The sequence below is a fragment of the Streptomyces sp. NPDC023527 genome (assembly GCF_055560115.1).
This window is the reverse complement of sequence record NZ_JBVHJJ010000004.1, coordinates 413,943-427,111: the sequence shown is the minus strand read 5'-3', so window position 1 is coordinate 427,111 and position 13,169 is coordinate 413,943. Positions and strand designations below refer to the sequence as shown.

At 73.3% G+C, this 13,169-nt stretch carries 13 protein-coding genes; 7 read left to right on the top strand and 6 right to left on the bottom strand.

Annotation, left to right across the window (positions count from 1 at the left end):
* Positions 1-37: 37 nt before the first annotated feature.
* Positions 38-883, bottom strand: coding sequence for a lysozyme (locus ACZ303_RS11055; RefSeq protein WP_467337372.1), 846 nt, complete (start codon positions 881-883; stop codon positions 38-40).
* A gap of 351 nt (positions 884-1,234) precedes the next feature.
* Between ACZ303_RS11055 and ACZ303_RS11050 the strand changes: the two genes are divergently transcribed.
* Complete coding sequence (locus ACZ303_RS11050; RefSeq protein ID WP_467337488.1) at positions 1,235-1,666, top strand: MarR family winged helix-turn-helix transcriptional regulator; 432 nt, start codon at positions 1,235-1,237, stop codon at positions 1,664-1,666.
* Between the two features lie 94 nt (positions 1,667-1,760).
* On the opposite strand, the gene ACZ303_RS11045 is transcribed toward ACZ303_RS11050, so the two are convergent.
* Positions 1,761-2,522: a protein phosphatase 2C domain-containing protein gene (locus ACZ303_RS11045; protein ID WP_467337370.1), complete on the bottom strand. Its 762-nt coding sequence runs from the start codon at positions 2,520-2,522 to the stop codon at positions 1,761-1,763.
* Positions 2,523-2,817: 295 nt separating this feature from the next.
* On the opposite strand from ACZ303_RS11045, the gene ACZ303_RS11040 reads away from it, so the two are divergent.
* The 5 genes from ACZ303_RS11040 (at position 2,818) to ACZ303_RS11020 (ending at position 8,175) form a co-directional block, all read left to right on the top strand.
* Positions 2,818-5,340, top strand: a complete 2,523-nt coding sequence (locus ACZ303_RS11040) for a sensor histidine kinase (protein ID WP_467337368.1) — start codon at positions 2,818-2,820, stop codon at positions 5,338-5,340.
* On the top strand, positions 5,337-5,852 hold the full coding sequence (locus ACZ303_RS11035) for a roadblock/LC7 domain-containing protein (RefSeq protein WP_467337366.1): 516 nt from the start codon (positions 5,337-5,339) through the stop codon (positions 5,850-5,852). The genes ACZ303_RS11040 and ACZ303_RS11035 overlap by 4 nt, the downstream gene beginning before the upstream one ends.
* Complete coding sequence (locus ACZ303_RS11030; RefSeq protein WP_467337364.1) at positions 5,849-6,247, top strand: DUF742 domain-containing protein; 399 nt, start codon at positions 5,849-5,851, stop codon at positions 6,245-6,247. Before ACZ303_RS11035 ends, ACZ303_RS11030 begins: the two co-directional genes overlap by 4 nt.
* A gap of 91 nt (positions 6,248-6,338) precedes the next feature.
* On the top strand, positions 6,339-6,890 hold the full coding sequence (locus ACZ303_RS11025) for a GTP-binding protein (protein ID WP_467337486.1): 552 nt from the start codon (positions 6,339-6,341) through the stop codon (positions 6,888-6,890).
* Between the two features lie 25 nt (positions 6,891-6,915).
* The gene (locus ACZ303_RS11020) at positions 6,916-8,175 is read left to right on the top strand and encodes a styrene monooxygenase/indole monooxygenase family protein (RefSeq protein ID WP_467337362.1); all 1,260 of its coding nucleotides are present in this window, start codon (positions 6,916-6,918) and stop codon (positions 8,173-8,175) included.
* Between the two features lie 18 nt (positions 8,176-8,193).
* On the opposite strand, the gene ACZ303_RS11015 is transcribed toward ACZ303_RS11020, so the two are convergent.
* The 4 genes from ACZ303_RS11015 to ACZ303_RS11000 form a co-directional block, all read right to left on the bottom strand.
* Positions 8,194-9,327 carry a C40 family peptidase gene (locus tag ACZ303_RS11015; RefSeq protein ID WP_467337360.1) on the bottom strand — a complete coding sequence of 378 codons (1,134 nt, stop codon included), beginning with the start codon at positions 9,325-9,327 and terminating at the stop codon, positions 8,194-8,196.
* A gap of 191 nt (positions 9,328-9,518) precedes the next feature.
* Positions 9,519-9,791: a hypothetical protein gene (locus ACZ303_RS11010; protein WP_467337358.1), complete on the bottom strand. Its 273-nt coding sequence runs from the start codon at positions 9,789-9,791 to the stop codon at positions 9,519-9,521.
* A 14-nt stretch (positions 9,792-9,805) separates the two neighbouring features.
* A complete protein-coding gene (locus ACZ303_RS11005) occupies positions 9,806-10,660 on the bottom strand; it encodes a TetR/AcrR family transcriptional regulator (protein WP_467337356.1) in 855 nt (284 codons plus the stop codon).
* Between the two features lie 95 nt (positions 10,661-10,755).
* Complete coding sequence (locus ACZ303_RS11000) at positions 10,756-11,697, bottom strand: AurF N-oxygenase family protein (RefSeq protein WP_467337354.1); 942 nt, start codon at positions 11,695-11,697, stop codon at positions 10,756-10,758.
* A 187-nt stretch (positions 11,698-11,884) separates the two neighbouring features.
* Here ACZ303_RS11000 and ACZ303_RS10995 point away from each other — a divergent pair, with 187 nt between their 5' ends.
* Positions 11,885-13,009 carry a ferritin-like domain-containing protein gene (locus ACZ303_RS10995; protein WP_467337352.1) on the top strand — a complete coding sequence of 375 codons (1,125 nt, stop codon included), beginning with the start codon at positions 11,885-11,887 and terminating at the stop codon, positions 13,007-13,009.
* Positions 13,010-13,169 lie beyond the last annotated feature (160 nt).

Sequence of the window (13,169 nt, the reverse complement as noted above, 5' to 3'; positions counted from 1 at the left end):
CCGATGTGTCGGGGGCCCTGTCCTTGTGGCGGGCGCGTCAGCCGTTGGCGAGCGCCTGCAGCCGGCTGTAGGAGCCGTTGAATCGGTTGTGGTCGCCGACGGTCGGACCGGTGTCGGTGTACTGCCAGATGGTGTGGAAGCCCCAGCCGGCCGGGAGCTCGCCGACGGAGGAGCCGTAGCGCGGTATCCACAGCGGGTGCACGGCCCCGAAGCCGCCGTAGTTGCCGGTGCACCGCTTCCACCACGTGGTCGAGGTGTAGATCACCGCGTCCCGCCCGGTGCGCGCCCGGTAGGTCGTGAAGAAGTCCCCGATCCAGTCGACCAGCGCGCCCGCGCTCATCCCGTAACAGGTGGATCCGTACGGGTTGTACTCCATGTCGAGCACGCCCGGCAGGGTCTTGCCGTCGCGGGACCAGCCGCCGCCGTGGGAGGCGAAGTAGGCGGCCTGCTCGGCGCCGCTGGAATGGTCCGGCAGCGCGAAGTGGTACGCCCCGCGGATCATCCCGGCGTTGAACGAGCCGTTGTACTGCTGGGCGAAGTAGGGGTTGGTGTAGCTCGTCCCCTCGGTGGCCTTGGTGTACGCGAACCGCACGCCGCTGTTCCACAGGGTCGACCAGGGGACGTTGCCGTTGTGGCTGCTGACGTCCACACCCTCCACGGAAGCGGTCAGCGGCGGGATGGGACCGGGGTTCCCGGGGCCGTGCCGCTCATGGGCCCGGAGGGTGGAGCCCATCCAGTCCCGCTCCGGGTGCGCGGGCCGCTTGCCGCCCGCCGAGGCGGCGCCGGCCAGGGTGAGGAGGAGAGCCAGCGCGGCGAGGAGGGAGAGCAGGACGAGTAAAGGGGACGGTACGCGGTGGGCCGTGCGGTGTCTGAGCGCGGGCATGCGGGATCTCCGGAGGAACTCGTGGGGGGAGTGAGGGGGGAACACGGGTGGAGCGGGTGAAGCGGGTGAAGCGGGTGGAGCTCATGGGGGGAGTGGGGGAGCGTCGAGCCGGACATGACGCCATTGGTATGGCCATGTCATACCCAAAATTACGGGGGCGGACGCGTCCGGCACAGGGGGACGCGGTGCTGCCGTTGGTCTACTCCTGCGAAATACTGGCGGAGCTGCGGCGACAGGCCGCCGTGAAGGAAAGTTTTCAGCAGCGGAAAAGCCGGAGAGGGCCCTGACGTGCACGAGACGACACCTGCGTTCCCCGAGGGGAGCGGGCCGCGCGCCGAGGACGGCAGTGGTATGGACCAGGCCTATCTCTCCCTGGAACGGGAGTTGGCCGTCTTCCTGCGCCGCGCCCGCGCCTCCTCGGGCGAGATGGCCCGCGCGGTCCACCCCGAGCTGGAGGCCGCGGCCTACGGCCTGCTGGTCCGGCTGGAGGACGCCGGACAGCAGCGCGCCACCGACCTCGCCGGCTACTTCGGCGTCGGCAAGGCCACGATGAGCCGCCAGCTGCGCGCCCTGTGCGACCTCGGCCTCGTCGCCCGCGAACCGGACCCGGCCGACGGCCGCGCGTCCCTGGTCCGCATCACGGAGGAGGGCCGCGCCCGCTTCACCCGCGTCCGCGACGCCCGCCGGGCCCAGTACGTACGCAAGCTGGCGGACTGGGACCGCGGCGAGATCGCGGAACTGGCCCGCCTGCTCCACCAGCTGAACGTGAGCGCGGAGAGCTAGGACCGCTTCGCGCTCGATCGCAGGGCGGGCCGAAATCAGCCCGTCCGGCGATTGAGGACCGGGGGCCGGGGCGGAGCCCCGAGAGGGCCGCCCGTCAGAGCTCCGCGTAAACCACCGCCGCGTCGTCGTGCCGCTTCCCCCGGCCGGCCCCGGCGGCGGTCTCTCGCTCGCGGACCCGGTCGATCAACCCCCGCGGCCCCTCCTTGCCCAGCACCGCGAAACACGCGCCCCAGTCCCCCTCCCGGAACACCTCCACCCACCGCCCCGCCCCGTCCGTGAGCGCCGCCAGCGCCCGTACCTCCGCCCGCGCGAGCGCACCCGTCACCGCGCGCCCGGCGACCGCCGGATCCGCCGCGGCCGTGAAGAAGCCGCCCTCCGCGTTGCGCTGCGCGTCCGTGACCGGGCCCAGCGCGGCCAGCCGGTCGATGCGGTCGTCCAGGACGGCCGTGACCGTGCCGTCCCGGCCCTCGACGAGCAGGGCGGAGTCGGAGAGCACCAGGTGTTCCACGACCTCGTCGTCCCAGCGCGCCGCGACGACCGTGGCCTGCGGGGTGCGGCGGTGGGTGAGGTCGCAGGTGTCGCGATGGGCCGATGCCGTCCGCGAGACGGCCTCGGACAGGCACCGCGCCAGTGTCAGATCGCGCCGGGACGCGGCCAGTTCGAGCAGCGCGCCGCCCAACTGGGCGGTGAACCATGGAACGCCGTGCGTACACCCCGTGTCGCCCGAGGGTGGCGGGGTCACCCCGTCCAGCAGGACCAGCGCGCCACCCCGGCCCGAGGCCGGCAGCGCCACGGACACGAAGTCCTCGTTCGGGTGGTGCGGTTCCCCCGGTTGGGTGGCGAGTTCGATGCGCATGAGGTCAGTGTGCCGGATGTCGGAAATCTACGTGTGCGGGCGCGCATCCTGACGGCGGCCCCGGCGTTCTTGAAGTGACGTACTGATCGGCCCGAATGCGACCCATGGCATATGTCGTTGGTCAATTTCAAATTGATGTTCACTCCTTCGAGTGGCCGGGTGGTCGAAGGGCACCTGCCCCGCAGAGGTGCTGAAAGGGTCAAATCAGTACCAGGGGTGGGACGAGAGAAGATTGAGAGCACCGGTGCGGAAGAAGCGGCTTGGGGGCGGCGAGCGAGAGCAGCGGTCCACGGTGGTGCGAGAGCGCACCGCCCGCGTACGTAACCGGCTGACCGCCTCGGTCGCGGTCACCGCCCTCACGGTTCTCGGGGCGGGTGCCCTCGGCGTCGTGGACGCCACCCGCGAACTGTCCGACGCCCAGCGGCTCGTGGCCCTCACCGAGGACGCCGGCCCGGCCCTCGGCCTCGCCCACGCCCTCGCGGACGAGCGCGACGCCCTGACGCGGTACGTGGCGGCCGGCCGCTCCGGCGGCGCGGCGGCCGCCCTGTCCGAGGACCAACGCGCCCGCGTGGACCGGCAGATCGAGGAGTACCGCTCCACCGCGCCCGCCTCCGTGCGCCGCCTGCTCGACGCGGTCCCCGAGACGCGCGACCAGGCCCTCACCGGCACCGGCGACGCCCTGGCCGCCTTCACCGCCTACACCGGCACCGTGCGGGCGCTGCACGACGCGGCCGACACCGCCGCGGGCCCGGCGGTCACCACGGGCCCGGCCGGCGGCGGCCCGGCGGCCCTGCTGCCGCTGGGCCGCGCCGTCGAGGAGGCGTCCGCCACCCGGGCCCTTTACCTCGGCGCCCTCGCCGCGCACGGCGGCCAGTCCGAGCTCGCCGCCGCCGCCCAGCGCACCGCCCTGCGCGAGCAGGACGCCCTCGCCGACTTCCGCCGGCTCGCCGGCGCCGACGCCCGCGACACCTACGCCGAGAGGGTCGGTGGAGCCGAGGTCACCGCCGCCGAGAGCCGCCTCGCCCGCCTCGCCCGCGCCCAGCCGAGCGCCGCCGACCTCGCCGAGCAGTCCGCCAAGCCCGTACGCGCCGAGCTCACCGCCCGCCTCGACCGGATGCGCGGCGTCGAATCCGTCCTCGTGGCCGACGAGGCGCGACGCCTGCTGCGGCTGCGCGAGGACGCCCGCACGGACGTGGAGCTGCGCGGCGCGGCCACCGCCCTGTGCCTGCTGATCACGCTCGGCGTCGGCGTCGGGACGAGCCGCTCCCTCACCCGGCCACTCGACAGGCTGCGGCTCGGCGCCCGCCGCGTCTGCACCGACCCGGCGTCGGAACAGCCCGTCTCCCTGACCGGCCGCGACGACGAGATCGCCGAGATCGTGCGCGCCGTCAACGTCCTGCGGGACACCGCCCACCGCCAGCAGGAGCGCATCGCCGTCCTCGAAGGCGAGCGCACCCGCCTCGTGGCGTCCCGGCAGATCCTCGCCGAGGAGCGCGAAGCGTTGCGCGACCGCCACCAGGAGCTCACCGACCGGCTGGCCCACGAGCTCGCCGAGCCGGTGGCCGGGCCCGAGGACGGCCGCGCCGGGCGGTCGCACGGCCTCCTCGTCGGCCTCTCGATGCGCACCCTCGGCCTGGTCGAGCGGCAATTGGCCGTCATCGAGGGCCTGGAGGCCCACGAGACCGACCCCGAGCGCCTGGAGACCCTCTTCACGCTCGACCACCTCGCCACCCGCATGCGCCGCAACAGCGAGAACCTCCTGGCCATCGCCGGCACCGAGAGCGGCACGGGCCGCGTCGACCCCGTACCGCTGCTGGACGTCCTGCGGGCGTCCGCGGGCGAGATCGAGCGGTATCAGAGGGTGCGCATCCAGTCCCTGCCGCCGCACGCCCGCCTCGCCGGATACGCCTCGGACGACGTGAGCCACCTGATCGCCGAACTCCTGGAGAACGCCACGGCGTTCTCCCCGGCCGACTCCCATGTGCAGCTCTCCGGCTGGGCGCTGGAGAGCGGCGAGATCGTGCTCTCCGTCCAGGACGAGGGCATCGGCGTCGCCACCGACCGGCTCGCGGAGCTCAACGCCCTGCTGGCCGACCCCGACCCGGAGGGCCCGCCGGCCCCGGGCGCGCCGGGTCGCACCGACCGGAGCGGCCACCCCGAGCAGCAGGGCGAACCGGGCCGCGGCCTCGGCCTGTACGTGGTCGCACGGCTCGCCGGCCGCCACGGGGTGCGGGTCCAGCTGCGCGAGCAGATGACCGGCGGGACCGCCGCGGTCGTCGTCCTGCCCCTGCCGGTCCTGGCGGACGGCTCGCCGACCGTCACCGGCCTCGCCGACACCCCGCCGGTGCCCGGCGCCGCCGCGGCGTCACCGGTCCACCTGCCGGGCTCGATCGCCGAGGCCAACTCCCACGCCCTGCCGGGCCGTCCGCGCCGCACGGCCGACGTACGGGCCATCCCCGCGCCCCCGCCCGTACATCCCGCCGACCCGCCCTCCGGCAGCCCGATACGGGTCACCGGTCCGCCCGGCGCGCCGGGCTCCGCCGTGGGCCGCCACGCCCGCCCGTCGCGGCCCGGCGGCGCGGTCGTCGGCAACGGCCTGCCCAAGCGCACACCGAAGGCCGTGCCGCAGTCGCCCGCCCCGCCGCCGGTGCGCAAGGGCGTCGACGCGGAGGCCCTGCGGCGCAAGCTGTCGGGGTTCCAGCGGGGCGCGACCGAGGGACGGCGGGCCGCCGAGGCGGAGGCGGCCGGACGCGACACTGATCGGAACCAAGCGGGGTTGCCGGCCACGGGCGGCACTGTCGAGGAGGCACGCGGTTGACTGCGATTTCCCGGGGGGCGACCCCCGTCACCCCCGCCGGCCCCGCCGTGTTCGGGCTGAGCCATGAAGCCCGCAATCTCCACTGGCTGTTGTCCGGTCTGGTCGAGGAGGTCCCCGGCATCCGGTCGGTGGCCGTGGTCTCCTCCGACGGCCTGCTGCTGCTCTCCTCCGACCCCGAACGGTCCCCGTACACCGGCGCCGACCGGCACGCCGGACCCCGTGGCTCGACCGGCGACCTCGCCACCATCGTGGCCGGCCTGGGCAGCCTGACGACGGGCGCCGCCTGCCTGATGGACGGCGGCTTCGTCAAGCAGACCATGGTCGCGATGGAGGAGGGCAGCCTCTTCGTGATGACCATCAGCGACGGCTCCCTGCTGGGCGTGCACGCCGCGCCCGAGTGCGACATGAGCGTCGTCGCCTACCACATGGCCCTCTTCGTCGGCCGGGCCGGCCACGTCCTCACCCCCTCCCTGCGCAGGGAGCTGCGCCAGACGGCGGAGGCGGTCGAATGAACCGCGCCGCGCTCCGCCCCAAGCCGGCGCGCGTCCGCCCGTACTCGGTCAACGGCAGTCGCCCGCGCCGGCGCGGGGTGCTGCTCGTCGAGACCTTCGTGGCCGCGGCCGACGCCGGCGCCGAGCCGGCGGGCGGCGAGAAGCGCGCCCCGGCCGCCGGTGGTCTCACCGCGAAGGTCATGCCCGAGGCACGCGCCGTCGTGGAGCTGTGCCGTCGGCTGCGCACGGTCGCCGAGGTCGCCGCGCTGCTGAAGATGCCGCTCGGCGTGGCCCGGCTGCTGCTGCTCGAACTGGCCGACCAGGGCAGCATCCGCGTCTTCGACACCGCGCACGGCACCGGCCGGCCCGACCGGGCACTCCTCGAAAGGGTGCGAGGTGGACTCCACAGGCTCTGACACCGGCACCGAGACGACGGCCCTGGCCGTGTGCGACGCGCCGGCCCCGGACCACGACGAGGGCGGCGCCCACGGCTGGCAGGCCGACCCGATGCGCGCGCCGCACGCCACGAAGATCGTCGTGGCCGGTGGCTTCGGCGTCGGCAAGACGACCTTCGTCGGTGCCGTCTCCGAGATCACGCCGCTGCGGACCGAGGCGGTCATGACGACCGCGGCCGAGCCCGTGGACGACGTCTCCGCCACCCCGGAGAAGGCGACGACCACCGTCGCCATGGACTTCGGCCGGATCACCCTCGACGCCGACCTCGTGCTGTACCTCTTCGGCACACCTGGCCAGAAACGATTCTGGTTCATGTGGGACGACCTCGTCCGCGGCGCGATCGGCGCGGTCGTCATGGCCGACACCCGGCGGCTGGAGGAGTGCTTCCCGGCGCTCGACTACTTCGAGACCTCCGGCCTGCCCTACATCGTCGCCGTGAACCACTTCGAGGGCACCGAACGCTACGAAGGGGAAGAGGTGCGCGAGGCGCTCTCCCTGCCCCGGCAGGTGCCGCTCGTGACCATGGACGCCCGCAGACGCATCGCGGTCGTCGACACCCTGCTGATCCTCGTCGGCCGGGCCCTCGACGCCACACCCGGATGAGACCTACAGGAGGAGGAGCGGCCCCGTGCGGCGCATCCTCATCGTCGGAGCCGGCCAGGCCGGACTCCAGCTCGCCCTCGGACTCCAGGGTCAGGGGTACGACGTGACCCTGATGTCGCACCGCACCTCCGAGGAGATACGTTCCGGCCGGGTGACGTCCGCGCAGTGCCTCTTTCCCACGGCGCTGCGGCACGAACGTGCCCTGGGCCTCGACCAGTGGGCCGGCGCCGCCCCGCGCATCGAGGGCGTCGGCGTCTCGGTGGCCGGCCCGGCCGACGGGCCGGACGGCGGCCGCCGCGCGATCGACTGGGTGGGCCGGCTCGACGGCTGCGCCCGCTCGGTCGACCAGCGGCTGAAGCTGGCCGGCTGGCTGGACGCCTTCGCCGACCGGGGCGGCCGGCTCGTCATCCACGGCGCGACGGTCTCCGACCTGGACTTCCTCGTGAGCCGCTACGACCTCGTGCTCGTCGCGGCGGGCAAGGGCGAACTCGCGGAGCTCTTCGGCCGGGACCCCGCCCGCTCCCCGTACGCCACACCGCAGCGCGCCCTGGCGGTGGCGTATGTGCACGGGCTCGGGCCGCGCCCCGAGCACCCGCAGTCCGAGGCCGTGCGCTGCAATCTCGTGCCCGGCGTCGGCGAGTTCCTCGTCGTCCCGACGCTCACCCTGTCCGGCCGCGCCGACATCCTCTTCTGGGAGAGCGTGCCCGGCGGGCCGCTCGACGTCTTCGCCGGTCTGCGGAGCCCGAGCGAGCACCTGGCGACGACGCTGGAGCTGCTGGAGCGGTTCGTGCCGTGGGAGTACGCGCGCGCCACCGATGTCGAGTTGACCGACGCGGGCGCCACCCTCGCCGGCGGCTACGCCCCCACCGTCCGCCGGCCGGTGGGGCGGCTGCCGTCGGGCGGCCTGGTCCTCGGCATGGGCGACAGCGTCGTCGCCGACGACCCGCTGACCGTCCAGGGCGCCAACTCGGCCGCCAAGTGCGCGGCTTCCTACCTCGCCTCGATCACCGAGCGCGGCGAGCTGCCCTTCGACGAGGAGTGGATGACGACGACCTTCGACCGCCACTGGGAACGGGCGCGGCACACCACCCGATGGACCAACGCGATGCTCGCGCCGCCCGCCGCGCATGTCATGGAGCTCATGGGCGCGGCCGCCGGCCTCCAGCCGATCGCCGACCGCATGGCGCGCGGCTTCGACGACCCGTCGGACTTCGAGGGCTTCTTCTACGAACCGGAGCGGACGGCCGCGTATCTGGCGGAGGTGGCGGCCGAGGCGGCGGGGTGAGCGGGACGGGGCCGGCGCTCATGTCCTGGTGGGCGCGGCCGCCGGTCCGTAGCCGGTGTCCGGGCCGTCCGCGGCGCCGTCCGGGAGTCTCGGCGGCACATAGCCGCGCTGCGGCGCCCGGCCCGCGTCCGGGCGGACGGCGCCCAGCAGCGGGTTCGCCGCGATCGGCGAGACCTTCACATACGCGCCCGGCCGGGGTGCCTGGATGACCAGGCCGTTGCCGATGTAGAGCGCCACATGGGTGGCGCCCTGGAAGTAGACGACCAGGTCACCGGGGCGCAGCCGGTTCAGGGGGACCTTCGGCAGCGACCTCCACTGCTCCTGGCTCGTGCGCGGGATGGCGTCGCCCGCGTGGGCCCACGCCTGCGAGGTGAGGCCGGAGCAGTCGAAGGAGTTCGGCCCCTCCGCGCCCCAGACGTAGGGCTTGCCTATCTGCTCGTACGCGTACGCCAGCGCCTTGCCGCCCGCCTCGGAGGGCGCGCCGGCGCCGCCGAGCCGGCCGGAGTCGAGCAGCTCGCGCTGGGCCCGGGATATGTAGCGCTGCTCCAGCTTCCACAGCTCGGCGAGTTGTGCGCCGCTCAGGGACGCCAGCATCCGCTCGACCTGGGCCAGGCTCTTGCGTACGGCGTCGCGTTCCTTCTTCTGCTTGGCGGCGAGCGCCTCCCGCACCGTGAGGGCGTCGCGCGCCTTGGTGGCGAGCTCCTCGCGCCGCTTGACGTTGACGGCGAGGCGGCCGAGCGTCGCGGCGCGCTGACCGGCCGCGTGGTTCAGCTGGTGGCCGAGGTCGAGGGCGTGCTCGGGGTCCCGGCTGAGCAGGAAGCCCATGGAGGGGGAGAGGACGCCGCTGGTGCCCTGGTACTGCTCGCGGGCGAGCCGACCGGCGGCGTCGCGGCTGTCGGAGAGCGCGGTCCGGGCGGCGGCGAGGTCGTGGTCGATCTCGGTGACCCGGCCGCGCTGTCTCTTGAGCTTCTCCTCGGTCGCGTTGTAGCTCTCCGTGGCCTCCTCGGCCTTGCGGTAGAGGGCCTGGAGCCGGGCGAGGAGGGCGCTGACGGGCTGGTCGGGCGGGTCGGCGGGGGCCGCCGACGCCGGGGGCGCCGGCAGCACGAGCGACACGGCGCCGGCCACCAGCGCCGCCGTGCGGACAGAACGCACGAACCGTCCTGGCACGGACTCACCTCCGGGGTGGTGACGTGATCGTTTGCCCACGGAGGATCCTGGCACGGCCGGTCGCGCTCATGGCAGTGGGTATGGGCGAATTCGCCTAATCCGCTCACTCCTTGGGTGGTCTTTCATCACCCGTTCGGAGGGGCGCCCGTTATCCGACACGCGCCTCCGCGTGGGCGTCACGCCCCGGGACGCGTCCATGGCCACTTGAGCCTGCCGTCGCCCGGCGCGCCCTCCGGGTCGTACACGTACTTCCAGCCCCTCGGCAGCCCCAGCCGCCGGGTCGTGCCCGCCTGGACCCGCCGGTAGACATGCACGGTGGGAGCCCCGCCGGACTCGGCCGGCACGGGGACCTCGTAGGTCTTCGGGGGGTGTCCGGTGACGCCCAGGAGTACCGGCAGTACGCGCCCGTCCAGGGGACCGCCCTCAAAAGGCGTATTTTCGCTTCTCACCCCACCAGTCTCCGTCAGATACGGGCCGCGTCCACGTCCGTAGCCCGGCCCGTCTCCATCGCCACGTCGGCCTCGGCGGGCGTGCCGACCTCACCGGCGTCCTCGGCCTCCTCGGCCCGCAGCAGGTGCCCCGCTCCCGCCACGACCGGCGCCACCCTCCGCGCCAGCCGCCCCACCGGCCCGTCCGCCGGTTCCAGGGCGAGCGCCGCCCGGGCGGCCTCGGCGGTCTGCTCGTCACCGGCCGCCGTGGCGGTGAGCAGGGCCGTGAAGTGGTCGACCAGCCAGTCGCGCAGCTCGGCCACCGGCGGCTGCTTGCCCTCGTCCAGCCAGATCAGCGACGCCGCCTCCACGGCCGTGATCCACGTACGGACCATCATCCGCAGCCGGGGCCGGGGCTCCGGCACGCCCAGGTGCTTGAGGATCTGCGCGGCGGCCGCCCGCCGCACCTCGTCCACGATCGCGCCCGTACGGGAGGTCTCGGCGACGCTGCCGCCCTGGAGCAGCGCGCTGAAGCCGGCGTCGTGCTCGTCGACGAAGGCCAGATAGCGGTCGAGGGCGGCGGACAGCCGGCCGGTGAGGGGGCCGGTCTGCGGCTCGGCGAAGCACAGCTGGAGGTCGTCGGCCGCGCTGCGCAGCGCGGCCTCGTAGAGCTGGGGCTTGCCACCGGGGAAATAGCGGTACACCAGCGGCCGGGACACCGCGGCCGCGGCCGCGACGTCGTCGAGGGAGATCTCCTCGGGGGCGCGGTGCGCGAAGAGCGTCAGCGCGGCGGCGATCAGCTGGGTGCGGCGCTCCTCGACGCCGAGCCTGCGGTAGCCGGCGCGGGGGGACGGAGTCGGTGCTGCCGGGGCCGTTCCGCTGCCGTTCATGCACCGCAGCGTAACCGCCCGGCGGCGACCGGCCGGAAACAGGCGGGACAACCCGGCACGGTGCGGAACGGCCGGTTCGGACGGGCGGTGACGGGTCAGGCGAGCAGCCCGGAGCTGCGCCACAGCCGCCGGCCCGCGCCCCGCATGAGCCCGATGTCGTCCAGGAAGTCGGTGAGCCGCTTGGCGCCCGCCTGCATCACGTCGCGGCGGTGGCCGCTCGCCTTCACCTGGGCCACGGCCTCGCGGCGGTCGAGGCCGACGTTCGTGTAGACGGCCGGATTGACGAAGGCGATGGAGAAGACGCGGGCCGCCTCACCGGCGCTGAGCCGGGTGAGCCCTCTCTCCCAACGCGGGCAGTTCACCATCTGACGGCGCAGCTCCTCCCGCGCGTACCGCACGTGGCGTGCCTCCTCCACCACGTGGATGCGGGTGACGCCGCGGACGAGGGGCTGGATCCGCTCGTCCGGGAAGGTCAGCCGCTGCATGTAGTCGAGGATCTCCTCGCCGAGGAGGGTGCAGGCGAAGGAACCGGGCGTGGTGGAGACGGTCTTGAGGACGCGGGCGAGGTTGTGGTGGAGGCCGGAGACCGGGTACGTCGGCGCGTCGGACTTGTGGATCATCCGGGCGAACATCTTCGAGTGCCGGCACTCGTCGGCGATCTCGGTGAGGGCGTAGCGGACGTGCGCGCCGGTCATGGGCTTGTCGTAGATGTGCCGGACCAGCAGCTGCATGAGGATGATCTCGAACCAGATGCCGAGCGAGGCGAGCGAGGCGGCCTCGTGGCGGGACAGTTCGAGGCGCTGTTCCTCCGTCATCCGCCGCCACAGCGGGGTGTCGTAGAGGGAGAGCAGCTCCGGTGGCCAGAACCACTTGCCCTCTTCGAGCGGGGCGTCCCAGTCCAGCTCGGTGTCCGGGTCGAAGGAGTGCTTGGCCGAGGACTCCAGCAGCCGCTCGGCGACCTTCTCACGGTCCTTGAGCAGGCCGAGCGCGTCCCGGAGTCCGGCCGTGCCGGCGTTCTCGGTGGTCACAGGGGTCATGGCTGAGGACACCTCATTGATGGGGTTACCCGCGGTACGAGATTATGAGACTACTTGTCAGCAAGCCCGTCAATCCCCTGGGGGAACACCCGTACCCCCGCATTGACCCGATGACGACCGTCGTGTGAGCCTGCCAACTGTCAGGGCGCGAACGGCACATGCAGGACAGTGAGGGACAGGAGGCGTCATGACGACGCGCACGTTCTCCGCGCACGACCCCGGTGAGCACGACCCCGCCGAGCGCGGCTGGGAGGTACCGGCCACCGGCGCCGCCCGCTTCAGCTGGCAGTACGACCAGGGCCGCGACCGGCTGCTGTCCCTCTACCAAAAGGGCAAGGACAAGCAGTGGGACGCCGTCACCCGCATCGACTGGGACCTGCCCGTCGACCCGTACGACCCCCTCGGCGTCCCCGACGAGAACCTCACCCTCTACGGCACGCCCTACTGGAACCGGATGTCCGAGCGCGACAAGGGCGAGCTGCGCCGCCTCTTCGCCTCCTGGCAGTTCAGCCAGTTCCTCCACGGTGAACAGGGCGCGATGGTCTGCGCGGCCCGCATCGTGGAGTCCGTACCCGACCTGGACGCGAAGTTCTACTCCGCCACCCAGACCATGGACGAGGCCCGGCACACCGAGATCTTCGAACGCTTCCTGCGCGAGAAGATCCAGCTGACCTACCCGATCGACGACAACCTCCAGTCGCTGCTCGGCGACACCCTGCGCGACTCCCGCTGGGACATGCCCTACCTCGGTATGCAGGTCCTCATCGAAGGTCTCGCCCTGGCCGCCTTCGGCATGCTGCGCGACACCACCGACAAGCCGCTGCCCCGGCAGATCCTGGCGTACGTCATGCAGGACGAGGCCCGCCACGTCGCCTTCGGGCGCATGGCGCTGCGCGACTACTACCGCGAGCTGAGCGACGCGGAGCTGCGCGAGCGCGAGGAGTTCGTCATCGAGGGGTGCTACCTGATGCGCGACCGGCTGCGCGGCGAGGTGGTGCTGACCGACTTCGGCATCCCCGCCGCCGAGGCCGCCGAGCTCAGCGAGGGCGCCGAGTACCTCCAGCTCTTCCGCAAGCTGCTGTTCAGCCGCATCGTCCCGTGCGTGAAGGACATCGGCCTGTGGGGCGAGCGCCTCCAGCGGGCGTACGTCGACATGGGCGTCCTGGAGCTGGGCGACGCCGGCCTCGACCTGCTCATGGCCCAGGACGAGGAAGCCGCCGAGAAGCTGGACGCGGAGCGCTTCGCGGCGGAGGAGGCGGCACGGAAGGCGGAGGTGGCGGAGGTGATCGAGGAGGGCCTCCGGGAGGGGTGAGAGCGTGGGGGCGGGAGGGTCGACGGGGGCGGCGGAGAGTGGGCTGACGCCCCATCAACAACACCTGTCACGTATCGCGGAACGTCTCGCGCCGCCTTGGAACCTTCCCTTCGTCATGGACGTCTTCGGGTGCACCCAGAAGTACGTGCGCATGAGAGCG